Genomic DNA, 17,329 nt, shown 5'->3' with positions numbered 1-17,329 from the left:
ACTCCTCGGTTTTCTTCCACGCCTTCCTCATGTATACCGCAAAGCTGCGAAACAAAAGGAGCGAACATGACTTTCACAACACATGGCTTTGAACTCGTCAGCAGTGAAAATGTCCAGGAATTGCGCGCAGAAGCTCGCCTTTACCGTCACGTAAAGACGGGAGCGCGTCTTTTGTCCATGGTTTGCGACGATGAAAACAAGGTCTTTGGCATATCTTTCCGTACCCCGCCCAAGGATTCCACGGGTGTGGCCCATATTCTCGAACATTCCGTGCTGTGCGGTTCGCGCAAGTATCCGGTAAAGGAACCGTTCGTGGAGCTGCTGAAAGGCTCTTTGCAGACGTTCCTTAACGCCTTCACTTTTCCGGACAAGACCTGCTACCCCGTGGCAAGCGCCAACGTGCAGGATTTTTACAACCTTATCGATGTCTATTTCGACGCGGTTTTTCATCCGCGCATCAACGAGCATGTGCTGAAGCAGGAAGGCTGGCACTACGAAACCGAAAACGAAGACGGTCCGCTTTCCTACAAGGGCGTTGTCTTCAACGAAATGAAGGGCGTGTACTCCTCGCCCGATTCGGTTCTGGGCGAGCGTTCGCAGCAGGTGGTGTTCCCGGACAACACCTATGGGCTGGATTCGGGCGGCAACCCGGCCAACATCCCGGACCTGACCTTCGAGCAGTTCAAGGCCTTTCACACCCGCTTCTACCATCCGGCAAACTCCTGGATATATTTCTGGGGCGACGATGATCCGGAAAAGCGACTGGAGCTTGTGGATGGTTACCTGAGCGAGTTTTCCGCGCTGGAAGTCGATTCCACGGTCCATTTGCAGCCCCGCCTGAATGAACCGCGCACTGTGCACGATTCGTTCGTGGCCGAGGACAATGCCAAGAGCATGGTCACGATCAACTGGCTGTTGCCCGAAACCGTGGAGGCCGACGCCAACCTGCGCCTGCAGGTTCTGGACGAGATTCTTCTGGGCATGCCGTCTTCGCCGTTGCGCAAGGCGCTTATCGATTCCGGTCTGGGCGAGGACATCACCGGCGGCCTGGAATGCGATCTGCGCCAGCTTTTCTACTCGGCAGGGCTCAAGGGGCTGGACGCGGCCAACGTGGACGAGGTGCAGCCTTTGATTCTGGACGAGCTGGCCGCTATTGCGGAAAAGGGCGTGGACAAGGACATGATCGAAGCCGCGCTCAATTCCATTGAATTCGACCTGCGCGAAATGAACACGGGCCGTTTTCCGCGTGGCCTGGAACTGATGGTCAAGAGCCTCACCACCTGGCTGTACGACGCCGATCCGCTGGCTCTGCTGCGCTACGAAAAGCCCCTGGCCGCGCTTAAAAGCGATCTGGAAGCCGGAGTTCCGGTCTTTGAGGATCTCATCCGCGAACATTTTCTGAACAACCCGCATCGGGTCACACTGATTCTGGAGCCGGACAAGGAGCTGCTGAAGCGCCGCGAAGACGCGGAAAAGGAGCGGCTGCGCAAGGTGTTTGACAACATGTCCGACGCAGAGCGCCGCGAGGTGGCCGAAGAAGCCGCCATGCTGGATGAAATGCAGAGCCGTCCCGACGATCCGGGCGATCTGGCCCGCATTCCCCGCCTGGGCGTGGAAGACCTGCCCAGGGAAAACCAGACCATTCCCGCGCGGGACCAGGCTGCCGGTCCGGTAGAGGCCCTGGTGCACGACCTGCCCGCCGCAGGCATTGTGTATGCGGACCTTGGCTTCGACATGCGCGTTCTGCCTGCCGAGCTGCTGCCGTGGGTCAACCTTTTTGGACGGGCCCTGCTGGAAACCGGCACAGACACCCTGGATTTCGTCACCCTGGACCGGCGCATAGCGGCCAAGACCGGCGGCATAGACACCCAGGCCTTTCAGTCGTCCATCTGCGAGAGCGATGATGTGGCTGCATGGTTCTTTGTCCGCGCCAAGTCCACACGCGACAAGGTCGAGGACATGGCCGCCATTCTCCAGGACGTGCTGCTGCACGCCAACCTGGGCAACCGCGACCGTTTCCGCCAGATGGTGCTGGAAGAAAAAGCCCGTGCCGAGCAGCAGGTCATCCCTTCGGGCCACATGTTCGTGGCTTCGCGTCTGGGCGCGCGTTTTACGCCTGCCGGATTTGCCAGCGAACGCATCAACGGCGTGGACAACCTCTTCTTCTTGCGCGATCTCGCCAAACAGATCGACACGGACTGGGACGCTGTGCAGGCCAAGCTGGAATCCATCCGCGACCTGCTCGTCAACCGCAACCGCATGCTGCTGAACGTTACGGCGGAAGATGCCGACATCAACTCGGCTCTGCCTGTATTGGGCGATCTGGCTGCGGGCCTTCCCGCATCGGACAGCCCCATTCAGACTTGGACGCCGTTTGTCTATTCCACCTGCGAAGGGCTGGCTATTCCCGCCCAGGTCAATTACGTGGGCAAGGCCGTCAATCTCAAGGCCAACGGCATTTCCCTGAACGGCTCGGCCATGGTGGTCAGCCGCTATTTGCGGACCGCCTATCTGTGGGAACGGGTCCGCGTTCGTGGCGGCGCATATGGTGCGTTCACCATGTACGACGACATCAGCGGCGTGTTCCGCATGATTTCCTACCGCGACCCTAATCTGCAGCGTACCCTGGACGCCTACAACGGCGCGGCAGACTACCTTGCCTCGCTGGACCTGCATGCCGACGAACTGGCCAAGGCCATTGTCGGCTCCACGGGCGACATGGACAAATACCAGCTTCCCGACGCCAAGGGTTACACCTCCCTGGCACGCAAGCTGACCAATCGTACCGAGGCTTCGCTGCAGACCATGCGCGAGCAGATCATGGCTACGACGGCCAGCGACTTCCGTGACTTTGCCGAAGCCTGCCGCTGCCTTGCCGAAAAGGGCGAGGTGTGCGTGCTCGGCTCCAAGGACGGGTTTACGGATGGGATGAAGGTTTTGGAAGTCATGTAAAGGTTTTTGATGAAGGTCGGGCGATTTTCGCTTCCGACTGCGTTGGCAGTCACAAATTGAGTGCGGGGCCGTAGGTTTAACTACTGGGCCCCCACCTCAATTTATACCTGCCGCCTTGCCGGAAACAAAACTTACCCGACCTTGGTTTTGCGATATCAGTCTTGGCGCAAATTGTGGGAGAGATTGCATGGAAAAAGAAAAGACCATCATCGAGCTTGATCCGGCAGACTCTGCCTTTGTTTTGCGCGGAAACGGTTCGCACGACATTTACCTGGAAAATCTGTACGAGGGCGACGACGAAGCTTCCGAAGAGATGTATCTGGTTGTGGGGCTTTCCATTGCATTCGTTAAGCACCGTAATGCGTTGAGGGCTTTTGTGGATCAGGTCATGGAGGCGGAAGGGGAAGAGGTGGAGCCTAAGGTCCAATAGCTTTTTTTGTTGTTGATGAAGGTCAGGCGATTTTCGCTTCCGGCTGCGTTGGCAGTCACAAATTGAGTGCGGGGCCGTAGGTTTAACTACTGTCCCCACCTCAATTTATACCTGCCGCCTTGCCGGAAACAAAACTTACCCGACCTTGGCATCTGTCACGAGACTTAACGAAAATTGTGGGAAATTTATTCGCCTATTAAAAAGTTCTGGAAAGGGGAGCGCGAGGGGGAGAACCTCTTTCAAGAGGTTTCCCCCTCGCATCCTCATTAATAAACCAACATGACACAGAATAAAAAAACGCCTGTTAAGGCACTCCTCAAGGGCCTGGTGCTTATCGGCACGCTGGTTTGCATTGGCTGGTTCATCCGCGCCAGCGGACTGGAACATATGTTCGACACTGCCTGGGTGGACCGCGAAATCCGCGGACGCGGGGCCTTGGGCTGGCTGCTGTTCATCGCGGGCACGGGCCTGCTTACGGGTATAGGCCTGCCGCGTCAGATTCCCGCCTTTTTGGCCGGGTATGCGTTCGGCGCGGTGGCGGGAACCGTTGTGGCGGTTCTGGGCTGTGGGCTTGGCTGTGTCTTGTCGTTTTCCTATGCCCGGTTCCTGGGGCGGGAATTTGTACAGGCCAAGTTCGGGAAGCGCATTGCCAAGGTGGATGCGTTTTTGAGCACCAGTCCGTTTTCCATGTCGCTGCTTTTGCGGCTCATGCCCGTGGGCAACAACCTGCTGACCTGCCTTATCGGCGGGGTCACGTCCATTCCACTGCTGCCGTTTGTTGCGGGGTCCATTGTGGGGTATACTCCGCAGACCCTTATTTTCGCACTTTTGGGAAGCGGCATCCGGGTGAACTCCACGGTTCGGTATGGCCTGGCTGCCGTGCTGTTTGTGGGAGCGACCCTGTGGGGCTACCGGATATACAGAAAGTATAGAAAGTCCGGCGTGGAAGCCGTGGACGGGGAAGAGTAAGCCGTCCACACTGTTTGGAATCAGGAATTTTACGACTTCAAAAGCGGCGTGCGTTCAGAACCACGCCGTTTTTTTATGGCGGTTCGTTTTCGTGCGTAGTCAGTTTTTTCAGTTTATGCGCTCCGGGGCGGCCCGAAGCGGGTACGGTATTCTCCGGGAGTCAGTCCGGTCAGCTTTTTGAATCGCCTGAAAAAAGAGGGCGCGTCTGTATAGCCTATCCGGGTGATGATGGTGTCCACCGGCTCGCTGGTCGATTCCAAAAGGCGTTTGGCGTGTTCGATGCGCAGGGCCTGAAGATAACCGCCCGGCGTGCGTCCCGTGGCTTTTTTGAAGCGCCGCAGCAGGGTGCGCTCGCTCAGGTGCACGGTCTGGGCAAGTTCGTTGATGAGCAAAGGCTGGGCATGGTTTTGGGCCAGCCATTGCTGGGCCTCGGTTATGGCTGCATCACCATGCGAGCTGGTGGCAATGAGGTTTTCGTAGGGGGTCTGCCGGGCGCGTCCGGGGTCCAGGAGCAGGCTCCGGGCACAGGATGCGGCCAGATCGTGCGAGGCGAACCGGGTTATCAGGTGCAGGGCGAGGTCGAAGTAGGCGGTAAGGCCACCGGCACAGATAATGTCGCCGTGGTCCAGAAGAATATGTTCCGTGTGCAGGGGGATGTTCGGGTAGCGGCAGCGGAATGACTCGGCCAATCCCCAATGGGTGGTGGCGGGGCGGTCGCGCAGCAATCCGGCAGAGGCCAGGACAAAAACGCCGAAACAGGCGGCGCAGGCAATCGTTCCGGCGGCGTGGGCCTTGCGCGTCCATTGGACAAGCTCGACCGGCGGAGTTTTCACGCCCACGGCGGGCGGCACGAAAAGGATATCCCATTGGAAATTTTCAGGGGCAGGGGCGCCCAATGGGGCATCAGGGTGGAGGTTCGGGCCGGAAAAGGTACGCACCGGAACTCCGCGTTTTGCCAAAACGCGGGGGGCGAACAAGGGATTTTTGCCCAGCAGATTTGCCATGGCAAGGACATCTGAAAAACCGCTGACGCCCGAAGCGACGCAACCGTCATAGGCGAGGATGGCAATGTGCAGGGGATGGTTCATGGGCATGTCCGAATGTCGTTTTCAGCAAATTTTTTGTCGTTTTCGCCTATTCTGTCAAGAGGGCTCCTTGCCTACAACGAGGAGAACAGAAACACACAAGGAGACGACATGGAAACCACTGCATTGTTGATTATCGACATCCAGAACGATTATTTCCCCGGCGGAAGGTACCCCCTGCCCGGAGCAGAACAGGCAGGAGCGCAGGCCGAACAGCTGCTGGCGTATTCCAGGGCCGAGGGGCTGCCGATAGTGCACGTCCGCCACGAATCGTTGCAGGAAGGTGCCACGTTTTTTATTCCCGGAACCAGTGGGGCGGAGATACATGAGTGCGCCGCACCGCAGGAAGGGGAGACAGTGCTGGTCAAGCACAGGCCCAATTCGTTTTTGGGAACCGGACTGGATGACGTCCTGCGTGCGCGTGGGGTGAAGCGGCTGGTGATTTGCGGGATGATGACCAACATGTGCGTGGACGCCGGAGTGCGCGCTGCAGCGGATTTGGGGTACGAGTGCGTGCTTGTTCACGATGCGTGCGCTGCGGCGAACTTGTCTTTTGGCGGCGTGGACGTACCTGCCGCGCAGGTGCAGGCGGCGTATATGGCGGCATTGAGCTATGGATATGCTCAGGTTGCTGAAACAGGCACGATAACTTCGTTGCTTCGATAAAACTCAAACCCTCGCGTATCAGGAAATACGCGTCGTCCTTGAGTTTTTCTCGCGCCTTTTTCTCGCGCCTGTTTGAGCAACCTGCCAGACCGCTGAAACAGGCTCGATAACTTCGTTGCTTCGATAAAACTCAAACCCTCGCGTATCAGGAACTACGCGTCGTCCTTGAATTTTTCTTGCGCCTTTTTCTCGCGCCTGTTTGAGCAACCTGCTGGGCCGTTGAAAAAGGCACGATGACGGCGCAGAATCAAAAAAATAAACCAACGCGTATCAGAAACCACGCGATAGGTTTTGCAATCAATCTTTTGCCATGGACACCCAAACCGGTTTGCGAATAGGCTATTGCCTTGGAGGAACAGCCATGACTGTTGAAGCAATATTGGGGTTGGGTGCGGCCGCCTTTGTTTTTGCCCTTATTCCCGGGCCGGGAGTCACAGCCCTTGTGGCGCAGTCGCTCAGCCGGGGCTTTTCCCACGGCCTGCGGTTCGGCGTGGGGCTGGTAATGGGCGATATGGTCTATCTGCTGACGGCTCTTTTCGGCATGGGCTGGGTGGCCTCGCAGCTGGGCGGATATTTTGCGCTACTCAAGTGGATTGGCGCGGCCTATCTTGCCTGGTTGGGCGCAAAAAGCCTGCGGGCCGCGTTTTCCAACAAGATGCCCCAGCCTGCAGCAACGAATACGGACAAAAAGACGCGCTTTCGGGGCAGCACATTGCTGGCCGGAACCTGCGTGACCCTGGGGAACCCCAAGGTAATCGCTTTTTACTGCGGCTTTCTTCCCGGCTTTGTGGACATGGCGAAGCTGACGCCATTGGACATGGCGGAAGTGGTTTGCACCATAGTGCCCGTGGTGCTGAGCGTGGTGACCATATACGCCTGGCTAGCCGCGCGTGGGCGCGAAGCGGCCCAGTCCACCCGGCTATGGAAATGGGCCAACGGCACGGCGGGGTGCGTTATGATTGGGGCTGGGGTTGCCGTAGTAGCCGATTAGGCCGCTGAAACAGGCACGATAACTTCGTTGCTTCGATAAAACTCAAACCCTCGCGTATCAGGAACTACGCGTCGGTCTTGAGTTTTTCTTGCGCCTTGTTCTCGCACCTGTTTGAGCGGCCTAATAAGATTGTGGAAACAGGCATGTAGCTGCTTACTTCAAAAGACCTCAGTCCTCGCGTATCAGGATCGTAGGCGTTGCTGTTATGGAGGGGTGAGATGGAGTCAGGAATGGCCTTTTCCGTAAGCGATCCGGCACAGGTTCATGTGGCGGCCGATGAGAAAGATTTTGTTACTAAGGCTTTGGAATATATTGTGGCGCGGGCTGAAACGTCTGTAGAGGAACATGGCGTTTTTATTTGGGCTCTTTCCGGAGGGACGACTCCTGCCCCTGTCTACGCCAGACTACAGAATGTCCCTAGCTTTCCCTGGGAGCAGACGGTTTTTCTTTGGACGGATGAGCGATGTGTGCCGCCCGAGCACCCCGACAGCAATTATGGCATGGCGCTGCGTTTCATGCCGAATCTGCAACGTGGCAAAGTGCTCCGCATAGAAGGAGAGTACCCGGCAAAACAGGCTGCGGAGAGATACCACGAGGTGTTGAACTCGGCGATTCCACAGGAGCATGGGCTCCCGGTTATTGATCTCGTGCTGCTTGGTGTTGGGGAAGACGGCCATACGGCCTCTTTGTTTCCGGGAACGGAGTACCTCGCGTCGACCGGAAAAAATACTCTTGTGCACACTGCCGGAACGCAGCATGCCCGTGTTTCACTCAGCCTGCCCGTGATCAACAATGCGGAAACCTGTGTTTTTCTGGCAACCGGGCCAGCCAAGGAAGATATTGTCCGGGAGATACTTTTGCAAAGGGCTGATGTTCCTGCACGCCATGTTCGTCCAAAGAACGGCACTTTGGTGTGGATTGTAAAGGAAATGGACCCATTGGGTGAACAATGAAAATTCGTGAATTTTCCGAACTCACGGGGCTGAGTGCGCATACCTTGCGGTATTACGAGAAGCTCGGCCTGCTGGAGGTGGAGCGCGATGCCAGCGGGCACCGGGACTATTCCCGCCGCAATATCAAGTGGGCGCGTTACATCAAGCGGCTGGCGGACGCCGACATGCCTCTCAAGGAGATCAAAAAGTTCGCCAGTTTGCGCCACCATTGTTGCGGGCCGGAATGCGAACGGCTGAAAGTTTTGGAAGAACATAGGGCACGGCTTGAGGAGATGCATAAGGATATTCTGCAACAGATTGAAATGATGGATGAAAAAATATCCATATTCAAAGTTTGGAATAAGATGAAAAAAACCTTTCAAGACTCTTGACTTAGAGCGGACTCCAAGCGCTACGCTTTGATGTTCGGGGAAATTTTCCCCGATGCAATCAAACCGTTTGGAGGATTTCGATGAGTATTCCGTATGGGGAACAACAGCCGAAAAAGGTAGATAAGCTTCTTTTGCGCATGGGCACGGCCTGCCTTGTCACCATGCTTGCCGTGGCAACCGTGTTCATGAACCAGGCTGTTTTTAGTGATCTGGCCGTTTCTTTTTCCCTTGCCGTTCAGGACGCTCGCTTTTCTTTCAGCGTCATTTCCCTGTGCTACGCGCTGGCGTATTTTTTTGTCGGTCCCTTTGTGGACTCCTTCAATCCCCGCACCGTCGCAACCATGGGGCTGGTCCTGCTTTCCCTGCTGCTGGGCTGGGCCTCGCTTGTCCACGATTATTCCCTGTTCCTTGTGAGCATGGGGATGACCGGAGTCGCTGCCGCCATTGTTCCGGCAGCCATGATCCCCTACGTTACGTTTTTGGCACCGGTCAAAAAGCTGGGTGCATACATCGGCGCGGTGGTGGCCTCGGCCACCCTTGGAATCATCGTGGGCCGGGTTTCGCTGGGCGTGCTGACCGATGTCGTGGGATGGCGCACGACCTATGGGGTGTTTGCCGTTGTGTTCGCCTGCCTTGCCGTCTGGACGTTTCGCCTGCTGGAAGGCGGATCAGGCCGGGGAATGGAGACCGGACTTGCGAAACAGTACGGCAATATGTTGCGGCTGCTGGTGCGTCCGGCCACGGCCTTGGTCTTTTTTACCGGCTTTTGCCTGTTTTTCGGCTTTCTCGGCGCCGTGACCTTTTTGACCTATCGTCTGACCGGCCCGGCCTTTGGATTCACTTCCGGGCAGGTGGGGTATATCAGTTTTGCCGGTTTTATTGCCATTGTCGCACCGTTTGCAGGCGGCCTGGCGCAACGGGTCGGCGTGTACCGGGTTGTTCTGCCCGGTCTGCTGATTTGCCTGGCGGGGTTGCAGTGCATGGGCTGGAGCCTGTCCGTTCCGTTTGTGGCGCTGGGTATTTTCCTGGTTTTTCTGGGCACCTATTCCTGCCAGCCCTTGCTGCTTTTTCTTATCAGCCGGTTGATCCCCCGGGAATCCATGGGCAGCGCGTCTTCGCTCTACATTTTGTTCTGCATCGGTGGTGGAAGCGTGGCTTCCATTGCGCTGGGCGGGGTGTGGGATGGCTACGGCTGGCCGGGAATCGTTAGGGCATGCACCGCGTCGGTCACATTGGCTTTGGTTATCGCCGGTGTGATGTGGGCAAGGGAGAAGGGGAAATAGAGTCTTTTGGGGAAAAGAAAAGCCGCGGCATATTTGGATGTCGCGGCTTTAAAATTCTGGTCCCCCATGGAGGATCAAGAGATGGAAATCGTCCAACGCACGGCAGAGTGAGTTATGAGTAGTGAGGGTGTGTCTGTGGTGGCTAATTGAGAGTAAGTAAGCTGGAACATTGCAGAGTGAAGTGATAATGTTATTTTTTAACATATAATTATTTATTATCTAAAATTTGAGGGTACCATGAAATTTCTTTCTTCTGGGAAGGCAATTGGCGAGGAGCTGGTCGAGCTAATAGAGGAATGCAAATCTATGTACGTTGCTGTTGCCTGGGCATCTGCACATCATCCATGTTTTAAAGCTTTAATTAGTCAGGCCTGAAAAACCCGTTTCAGCTTCTACGCCACATTTTCCGCCAGCCGTCGGCTTGAGTCTTTGCCGAGGAGCAGAAACGCCAAGAGCGCAAAAAACTCTCCGATTTTCCGCATCCACTTCCTGAAGTTGAACGCCGCTGCGGCCATAAACAAGTTAATGGCGTCGCCGACCGCGCCCTTGAGATAGCTCCGGGCCATGCGGTGATCGTGTTTGAGATGGCCGATCACCGGCTCGATAGCCGCCCGACGGCGGAAGCGGAGCCGCGCCATAAGGCGCTGGTACGGTGTGTCCTTCTTCTTCGGAGGCTTTGGGATGAGGATTTGCGTGTCACCGACCTGATTCAGGCCCCTGTAGCCTCGGTCGCAGATCGCCATGGACGGACAGACCCCGGTGACCTCCCAACACTGTTCGAGGACATCCGGCAACGTATGGCCGTCGTAGACGTTCTCGTTGAACGACATCGCGCCGACGATGATACCCGTAGTTTTTGTGACCGCGATGGACGCCTTGCGCCCGAACTCGTACTGCTTGTGCGCTTTACCCTTGGAGATGCAGAGAATATCGGGTTCGTGTAGGCTGTAGACCTTATTCTTGTCGCTTCGTTTCTGGTCCTTGACCCGCTCGTACAGGTCAAGTCGCTCCTGGTGGCGGCCCAGGGCTTCGCCCGGCAATTTGCGCCGGAGTTCACGGATCAAGGCACCAGCCATTGTCCGCATCTTCCTCGCCTTTTTGGCCATCTTCATCCGTTTCAGCCGAAGCTTGGGGAGCGTGCGCTTGAAGCTGCGGCGTAGACCGACGCCTTCGCTGTCCGCGATCTTACGGCAGCCCTCGATGACTTTGGTCAAAAGCTTCAGGTCGGTAGGAAAGGTTACGTTCTTTTCCTGGACCGTGGTATCCACCGTGATCTCTCGTTCTTTGGCGTCATCACCGTGCAGTTCCACGGAGACCTCGAAAATCAGTCGTGCCCCGTCCTCGCCAATGCGCTTGCGGAAATAGATCAAATCCGTGGGATCGCAAGGCAGCTTCCACTGGAACTCGGTCATACCGCAAAACGCCTGGTAGTAGGGATTTTGCGTCCATGCCTCCACGACCCGTTCGTCGCTCAGATTCTCCAACTGCTTGAGCAGCATCAGCCCGACCATTAGCCGGGGCGGCTTGGCTGGCCGACCTTGGTCGCTGTAGAGTCCGGCGAACTCCTCCTCGAATCGCCCCCAGGGAATTCTCCTCGCCAATTGAAGGAGCGGAGCCTTCGGATTGAGCTGGTCCAGAAGGTCTGGGTAAAGGAACGTACCCTGCGGCTGTTTTTTGGGTTTTGCCCTCATGATTCTCCCGCCATTCGCTGCATCATTTCGACCGGTTTTATACGAATTCACAACGTTCTCTGGTCGAAAATACTACATTGTACAAGGAGAATTGTTAATAAAAATCAATCCACTAGAGATATTTCAGGCCCGACTAATTAAGAATAAGAATAAAATTGAAAAAATGATTGTTGGAACTCATTTCTATCAAACCCATCCAGATTTTCTTGAGGAATTCATCGGTAATGAAAGCGTTCGAGTTGCTTCGTCTTCTGGTGGTGTATTTCATCCTAAGCTTTATTTTTTTACAATGCGTGATGGTTGGAAATGTATAATTGGAAGTGCGAATTTTACTTCAGCGGCATTTTCTCGAAATGATGAGTGTGCTGCACTTTTGGATGATGAAAATGATGAATTTGAATTCGGAGAGATGAAAAATGATTATTTTGATGAGGTGTTTTCAAAGGGCATGAAATTGACCAAACAAGGAATTAATAAATATCGAAGTGCTTGGAGAAAAGCTTATTTACGTAGGCGGGATCTCCAAGGTGGATATGGGGATAAAAAGAGAACTCGAGAAAATCCGATTTGTGAACTTTCCTGGGAAGAATATCTTCTTGAGGTAAAGAATGATCCCAATTTAGATTTTAAAATACGTATGAATGTTCTGAATGATGCAAGGAGTATTTTTAAAAAAAATAAATTTGTTAAACTTGATTCTGAAACTCGGCAAAATATTGCAGGAGTGTCACGCGTGGGGAATGAAGGAAAGGAAAAATGGGATTACTTTGGACGTATGATGAGGGCTACAAATTTTCAAAAAGAAATAGGAAAAAATAATATTGCAATCTCAGAAGCGCTTGATGCGATTCCATCTTCTGGGAAAGTTTCTAAAAAACAATATTCTATCTTTGCAAGTAAATTTAAAGAGTTGTTTTCTTCAGAATCCCTTGGCACTGGGACTCGTTTGTTGGCAATGAAACGGCCAGATTATTTTTTGTGCTTAAGTGGGGCCAATAAAGACGGGTTTTGTGCAGACTTCGGGATTCCTCCAAACCGAATCAATCTCAATAACTACTGGGATGAAGTCGTTGAGCGAGTAATGGATTGTGCATGGTGGAATTCGGAACGTCCTAAAAATAAAGAAGAAAGGAAGATCTGGGAAGGTAGAGCGGCTTTGCTTGATGTTTTTTATTACAATCCAAAAAAGAAATAAGTTTTTCTAAGCAAAACGCCGTAGTACCAAAGCACCACGGCGTTTTGCTTTTTTCTTATCTTAGGCAGGCCTTAATCCACCAGCCGCAGGTCCACTTCCAGAAGCGCCATGTTGGCGTCTTCCAGACGTACCTTGACCTTTTGCCCCAGCTTGAAGGAACGGCCCGTGCGTTGTCCCACCAGGGCCTGATGCTCTTGGAACAGCGAGTAGTAGTCGTCGTTCAGCGTGGAGACGCGCACCAGCCCTTCGGCCATCACTTCCTTGAGTTCCACCCAAAATCCGAACTCGGCCACGGAGTTGACCACGCCGGTGAATTCCTCGCCAACATGGTCCTGCAAAAAGAGCACGGTCAGCCGCTTGAGGATTTCCCGCTCGGCTTCCATGGCGGTGCGTTCCGTGGCGCTGATGTGGTTGCCCACAACCAGCAGCTTCTTGAAGCTGTCCGGACGTTCGGGAAGGTCGCCCATGGAATATTTCAAAGCCCGGTGGATGGTCAGGTCCGCATAGCGCCGGATGGGCGAGGTGAAGTGGCAATAGCAGGTGCTTGCCAGTCCGTAATGGCCCTCGTTTACCGGTGAATATTTGGCCTGCATCATGGTGCGCAGGGCCAGTCGGCTTACCATGTATTCGGCATCCGTGCCCTCGGCCTTTTGCAGCAGCACCTGGATGTCGCGCGGTTCCGGTTCCTGGGGCAGGCCCATGCCCAGTTCGGTCTTAGACATGATTTTGAACAGCGAACGCAGCTTTTCCTGGTCCGGTTCCGGGTGGATGCGGAAAAGCTGGGGCTGGCCAATGCCTTCCAGCCGTTCGGCCACGGCCTCGTTGGCCGCAATCATGAATTCCTCGATGATCTGGTGGCCGAAATGGCGCGCCTTGGGGCGGATGTCCCTGGTTTCGCCGTAGATATTGAAAAGTATTTCCGGTTCGGGCAGGTCAAAGTCCAGGCTGCCGCGCTCCGAACGCTGGGCGTGGATCTTGCGGGCCAGCTCTTCGGCCAGCTCCAGATGTTCCAGCACCGGGGCGAGGGTTTCGCGCTCTTCCTGTTCCTTGAGGATTACGGCCCGGTTGACCTGGGCATAGGTAAGGCGGGCGTGGCTGCGGATGACGGCGGTGCAGAAGTCGGTTTCGCCGGGTATGCCGTTGGCGTCGAAGTCTATGGTGGCGACCACGGCCAGCCGGTCCACGTTGGGATTGAGGCTGCACAATCCGTTGGAAAGGGCCTCGGGAAACATGGGCTCCACGGAGCGCGGAAAATAGTAGGAGTTGCCGCGCTCGTAGGCTTCCTTGTCCAGGGCGCTGCCGGGGCGCACATAGTGGCTTACGTCGGCAATTGCCACCCACAGGCGGTAGCCGTTCTGCCCAAGGCGCTCCACGTACACGGCGTCGTCAAAGTCGCGGGCCCGGGCGCCGTCGATGGTGACGAAAGGAATTTCGCGCAAGTCCTTGCGGTGGGCGAAGTCTTCCTCGGTGGGGTCGGGCGGATACGCGGCGGCTTCCTGCAAGGCGGCCTGGGGAAATTCCGAGGGCACGTTGTGGTTCAGCTTGACCATATGCTCCTGCACGGTCACGTCGAATTCGTCGCCCCAGTTTTCAATCACTTCGCCGTTCCACAGCTCGCGGTCCAGCTTTTCGACGGGTTCCACCACCACGATCTGGCCGGGCTTGAGTTCGGGCTGGTCCTCTGGCTGCTCCACCATGAAGCTGGCGGTCTGGCGTACGTCCGAGGGCTGGCACAGGTAGTACTGTTGCCCCAGCTGCTTGATGACGCGGCAGGGCATGCGCTTCATGGAGCGCGAAATGATACGCACGATGCGGCCTTCGGCGTGACGTTTTCCGGCCTCTCGGGTCAGGGCCACCACGACCTTGTCGCCGTGCCAGGCATCGTTGAAGTCGCGCGGGCTTACAAAGATGTCGCGCCGACGCTTGTCTTCGGGAATAACGAAGCCGACCCCGGAGCGCTGCACCTGCAAGGTGCCCTTGCACAGGCTCATGGACTCGGTAAGCCCCCAGGCACTGCGGGTGCGCAGCACCTTGCCCTGGTCGGAGAGGCTGTTGAGGATGTGCAATATGTGCTGCTTTTCTTTTTTATGTACTTTCAGTCCGCGCATAATCTCGGACATGGTCAGAGGCTTCTGGCGGGATTTGAAAACGCGGAGCACGGACCGTTCGTCCACAACCGGCTCCTGTTCTTTGCCGTGGGCTCCTTTTTTCTTGGAGCTTTTTTGGGGGGAGCTCTTTTGGTCTTGCGGTGCAGAGTCCGAGCGTTTTTTCTTTTTGCTCATGCGAAATGTTCCTTGGCGGCTTGCAGCCAGCCTGTGAAAAATTGTGAAAATCCGTCCGGGCCGAACATAAGGCCCGAAAAAACGACCTGCGTGCGCAAGGCCCAGATGTTGGGGAAAGTGGCGGATGCTGTCTTTTGCGGAAGATGATGTGCGATTTTGACGGCGTCTTTTTCTGTTACCACTACATGCGCGGCGCTGGATTTTTCGGCGTGTTGCGTCAGGCGGTTCAGGTCGTCGGAATTGAAATTCGTGTGGTCGCGGAAGGATTGAATCGCTTCCGGGGCTTTGCCCAGAAATTTTGTTGCTGTGTCCGCGGCCTGATCCGGGTGCGCTATGCCTGCGGCGAAGAGATAAGGCGCATTGTCCAAGTTGGCAATGGTTTTGTTTGTACAAAGGTTTATAAGGTCGCGCCCTTCCAGATGAAAGCCGAAAACAGGCTTGCCGAATGGTTGCAGGTGGTCGGTGATGAGCCCGCCCAAGGCGTGGAACATCTCCGGTTCGGCCTTAATGCAGAAGGCGTCGGCCCGGCGCAGGGCAGAAGCGGACTCCCGCCAGTATCCGGCCGGGAATACGCGGTTCCAGTCGCGGGTAAGGTCTTCGGGCCGCAACAGCACCAGGTTGAGGTCGCGGGCCACGGCCATGTGCTGGAATCCGTCATCCAGAACGTACAGTCCGGGGTGCAGGTGGCTGGCCGCATAGCGGCCGGAGCGGGTTCGTTTGGGGTCCACCAGGATGTGCGCCTGCGGGCAGGCATGGGCCAGCAGCAGGGGTTCGTCCCCGGAATGGGCCGGGTTGCTGTCCGTGCGGACCCTATACGGCAGTTCGGGCGGCTTTGCCCGGTAGCCGCGTGTAAGGCAGGCCGGAGTCACCGCGCATTGGGCGGCATGTTGCAGAATCCAGGCGGTCAGCGGGGTTTTTCCCGTACCGCCCATGGCGATGTTGCCCACGGACACGCAGGGAGCGGGCGGGCGCCAGGGCGTCCAGGATTTGGACACGCCTTTGGCGTACAGACGTTCCCGCATTCGCATGATGCAGCCGTAGGCTGTGCCCAGCGGGGAAAGCAGATGGTGTGCGGCACGAACAAGCATGCGGAGATGGTAGGGAAAAAGACCGTGCAAAGTAAAGCGAATAAGTGACGGAATTGTTTTTGTTTTGCGGCGGGAGGGCCTGGGGGGAGAGCGACCGGCATTGGGGCGTTGACTCCTCTGTCTGCCCGGGACTATAGGGGCAAAACGAGACTGAATGCGCAAGGAGACACTATATGTACAGGATTTTCATGGGGTTGCTTGCGGCCCTTTTATGCAGCGGGGCCTTTGGCGGGGATGCCTTGGCCTGCTCCCGTGTGGTCCACGTGTACGAGGGAAACGGGCAGAACCAAGGCGGTGTTCTTACCGGACGCACCATGGACTGGTACGAGGAAATACATTCCAATATCTGGGCCTTTCCGCGCGGCATGCAGCGTAGCGGAGCCGTGGCGGAGAATCCCGTCCGCTGGACCTCCAAATACGGCAGCGTGATAACCACGGGGTTCGATGTCGTGACCACGGACGGACTGAACGAAAAAGGGCTGTCCGCAGGGCTGCTCAATCTTTCCGAATCCGACTACGGCAAGCGCGACGTGACCCGGCCGGGAATGTCGTATTCCATTTTTGTGCAGTACCTCTTGGACAACTTCGCCAGTGTGGACGAGGCCGTACAGGCCATGCGCGACGCCAGCCACCCGAAGATTCAGATTGCTGGCCCGCCCATTCCCGGCTCCGGTTCCCGTCTCCCGGCCTTGCATTTTGTCCTGTCCGATGCCAGCGGCGATTCCGCTATTTTCGAGTTTATCCACGGCACGCTCCAGATTTATCACAGCAAAGACTACAAGGTGGTGACCAACTCGCCGCCTTACGACAAGCAGCTTGCCTTGGCGGATTATTGGAAAAAAGAGGGCGGACACTCCTTTCTGCCCGGTTCCTCCGGCTCCACGGACCGGTTTGTTCGGGGCGGATTTTACGAGGCGCGGCTGCCCAAACCGGAATCCGTCCGGCAGGCCGTGACCGACATGTTTTCGGTCATGCGCAATCTGTCCGTGCCCTTTGGCGTCAGTGGAGACGCCAAATCTCCCGTGTTCTATACGGTGTGGCGCACCGTGGCCGATAATGGCCACCGCGTGTACTACTTCGACTCCGCCTATGGCTGGAACACCATCAGCATCGACCTGAAGAAGCTGGATTTTTCCAAGGGAAGCGGGGTGAAAAAGCTGACTGTGGATCACAAGTATTCGTTTGTGGGCGAGGTGAGCGATCAGTTTGTTGCGACGGAGCCTTTCACCTTTGCAGGAGCAAAGCACCACTGAGGCTGCCGAAAAAGGCTCGATAGCTTCGTTGCTTAGGCAAACTCAAATCCTCGCGTATCAGGAAATACGCGTCGGTCTTGAGTTTGCCTTGCGCCTTGCTCTCGCACCTTTTTGAGCCCC

At 56.0% G+C, this 17,329-nt stretch carries 13 protein-coding genes and 1 pseudogene; 10 read left to right on the top strand and 4 right to left on the bottom strand.

Annotated features, from left to right (window positions below; translation table 11 throughout):
- Positions 1-66: 66 nt before the first annotated feature.
- The 3 genes from ACI0FJ_RS08670 (at position 67) to ACI0FJ_RS08660 (ending at position 4,351) form a co-directional block, all read left to right on the top strand.
- Positions 67-2,952 (top strand): insulinase family protein, encoded by a 2,886-nt coding sequence (locus tag ACI0FJ_RS08670; protein ID WP_424301860.1) that lies wholly within the window; start codon positions 67-69, stop codon positions 2,950-2,952.
- Positions 2,953-3,139: 187 nt separating this feature from the next.
- On the top strand, positions 3,140-3,382 hold the full coding sequence (locus ACI0FJ_RS08665; RefSeq protein ID WP_424301858.1) for a hypothetical protein: 243 nt from the start codon (positions 3,140-3,142) through the stop codon (positions 3,380-3,382).
- A 279-nt stretch (positions 3,383-3,661) separates the two neighbouring features.
- A complete protein-coding gene (locus ACI0FJ_RS08660; RefSeq protein WP_424301855.1) occupies positions 3,662-4,351 on the top strand; it encodes a TVP38/TMEM64 family protein in 690 nt (229 codons plus the stop codon).
- Between the two features lie 113 nt (positions 4,352-4,464).
- Here ACI0FJ_RS08660 and ACI0FJ_RS08655 read toward each other — a convergent pair whose 3' ends face one another.
- On the bottom strand, positions 4,465-5,439 hold the full coding sequence (locus tag ACI0FJ_RS08655; protein ID WP_424301852.1) for a GlxA family transcriptional regulator: 975 nt from the start codon (positions 5,437-5,439) through the stop codon (positions 4,465-4,467).
- 108 nt (positions 5,440-5,547) lie between these two features.
- Here ACI0FJ_RS08655 and ACI0FJ_RS08650 point away from each other — a divergent pair, with 108 nt between their 5' ends.
- The 5 genes from ACI0FJ_RS08650 (at position 5,548) to ACI0FJ_RS08630 (ending at position 9,700) form a co-directional block, all read left to right on the top strand.
- Positions 5,548-6,102, top strand: a complete 555-nt coding sequence (locus ACI0FJ_RS08650) for a cysteine hydrolase family protein (RefSeq protein WP_424301849.1) — start codon at positions 5,548-5,550, stop codon at positions 6,100-6,102.
- A 361-nt stretch (positions 6,103-6,463) separates the two neighbouring features.
- Entirely contained in the window at positions 6,464-7,093 is a 630-nt protein-coding gene (locus ACI0FJ_RS08645; RefSeq protein WP_424301846.1) for a LysE family translocator, read from the top strand.
- A 218-nt stretch (positions 7,094-7,311) separates the two neighbouring features.
- Positions 7,312-8,046 (top strand): 6-phosphogluconolactonase, encoded by a 735-nt coding sequence (pgl, locus tag ACI0FJ_RS08640; protein ID WP_424301843.1) that lies wholly within the window; start codon positions 7,312-7,314, stop codon positions 8,044-8,046.
- Positions 8,043-8,417: a MerR family transcriptional regulator gene (locus ACI0FJ_RS08635; protein ID WP_424301840.1), complete on the top strand. Its 375-nt coding sequence runs from the start codon at positions 8,043-8,045 to the stop codon at positions 8,415-8,417. Before pgl ends, ACI0FJ_RS08635 begins: the two co-directional genes overlap by 4 nt.
- 80 nt (positions 8,418-8,497) lie before the next feature.
- Positions 8,498-9,700, top strand: a complete 1,203-nt coding sequence (locus tag ACI0FJ_RS08630) for an MFS transporter (protein WP_424301837.1) — start codon at positions 8,498-8,500, stop codon at positions 9,698-9,700.
- A gap of 476 nt (positions 9,701-10,176) precedes the next feature.
- Here the strand turns inward: ACI0FJ_RS08630 and ACI0FJ_RS08625 are convergent.
- A pseudogene (locus ACI0FJ_RS08625) lies at positions 10,177-11,391 on the bottom strand (IS5 family transposase); the annotation flags it as partial.
- A gap of 91 nt (positions 11,392-11,482) precedes the next feature.
- Here ACI0FJ_RS08625 and ACI0FJ_RS08620 point away from each other — a divergent pair.
- Positions 11,483-12,586 carry a phospholipase D-like domain-containing protein gene (locus tag ACI0FJ_RS08620; protein WP_424301835.1) on the top strand — a complete coding sequence of 368 codons (1,104 nt, stop codon included), beginning with the start codon at positions 11,483-11,485 and terminating at the stop codon, positions 12,584-12,586.
- Between the two features lie 71 nt (positions 12,587-12,657).
- On the opposite strand, the gene rnr is transcribed toward ACI0FJ_RS08620, so the two are convergent.
- Both rnr and lpxK read right to left on the bottom strand, forming a co-directional pair.
- Positions 12,658-14,868 carry a ribonuclease R gene (gene rnr, locus ACI0FJ_RS08615; protein ID WP_424301832.1) on the bottom strand — a complete coding sequence of 737 codons (2,211 nt, stop codon included), beginning with the start codon at positions 14,866-14,868 and terminating at the stop codon, positions 12,658-12,660.
- On the bottom strand, positions 14,865-15,956 hold the full coding sequence (lpxK, locus tag ACI0FJ_RS08610) for a tetraacyldisaccharide 4'-kinase (RefSeq protein WP_424301829.1): 1,092 nt from the start codon (positions 15,954-15,956) through the stop codon (positions 14,865-14,867). The genes rnr and lpxK overlap by 4 nt, the downstream gene beginning before the upstream one ends.
- A gap of 173 nt (positions 15,957-16,129) precedes the next feature.
- On the opposite strand from lpxK, the gene ACI0FJ_RS08605 reads away from it, so the two are divergent.
- Positions 16,130-17,209, top strand: a complete 1,080-nt coding sequence (locus tag ACI0FJ_RS08605; RefSeq protein WP_424301826.1) for a linear amide C-N hydrolase — start codon at positions 16,130-16,132, stop codon at positions 17,207-17,209.
- Positions 17,210-17,329: the final 120 nt, after the last annotated feature.

The organism is Desulfovibrio sp. 7SRBS1, from assembly GCF_049723905.1.
In the GTDB taxonomy this organism is placed as follows: domain Bacteria; phylum Desulfobacterota; class Desulfovibrionia; order Desulfovibrionales; family Desulfovibrionaceae.
The sequence above is the reverse complement of the archived record's forward strand: the minus strand, read 5'-3'. Positions and strand labels throughout refer to the sequence as shown.

Bases quoted from the DNA above. Each gene is read 5' to 3' on its own strand.
- ACI0FJ_RS08670 (WP_424301860.1), top strand. From the start codon at position 67: ATGACTTTCACAACACATGGCTTTGAACTCGTCAGCAGTGAAAATGTC.
- ACI0FJ_RS08655 (WP_424301852.1), bottom strand. From the start codon at position 5,439: ATGAACCATCCCCTGCACATTGCCATCCTCGCCTATGACGGTTGCGTC.
- ACI0FJ_RS08635 (WP_424301840.1), top strand. From the start codon at position 8,043: ATGAAAATTCGTGAATTTTCCGAACTCACGGGGCTGAGTGCGCATACC.
- ACI0FJ_RS08660 (WP_424301855.1), top strand. From the start codon at position 3,662: ATGACACAGAATAAAAAAACGCCTGTTAAGGCACTCCTCAAGGGCCTG.
- lpxK (WP_424301829.1), bottom strand. From the start codon at position 15,956: ATGCTTGTTCGTGCCGCACACCATCTGCTTTCCCCGCTGGGCACAGCC.
- ACI0FJ_RS08650 (WP_424301849.1), top strand. From the start codon at position 5,548: ATGGAAACCACTGCATTGTTGATTATCGACATCCAGAACGATTATTTC.
- pgl (WP_424301843.1), top strand. From the start codon at position 7,312: ATGGAGTCAGGAATGGCCTTTTCCGTAAGCGATCCGGCACAGGTTCAT.
- ACI0FJ_RS08665 (WP_424301858.1), top strand. From the start codon at position 3,140: ATGGAAAAAGAAAAGACCATCATCGAGCTTGATCCGGCAGACTCTGCC.
- ACI0FJ_RS08630 (WP_424301837.1), top strand. From the start codon at position 8,498: ATGAGTATTCCGTATGGGGAACAACAGCCGAAAAAGGTAGATAAGCTT.
- rnr (WP_424301832.1), bottom strand. From the start codon at position 14,868: ATGAGCAAAAAGAAAAAACGCTCGGACTCTGCACCGCAAGACCAAAAG.
- ACI0FJ_RS08605 (WP_424301826.1), top strand. From the start codon at position 16,130: ATGTACAGGATTTTCATGGGGTTGCTTGCGGCCCTTTTATGCAGCGGG.
- ACI0FJ_RS08645 (WP_424301846.1), top strand. From the start codon at position 6,464: ATGACTGTTGAAGCAATATTGGGGTTGGGTGCGGCCGCCTTTGTTTTT.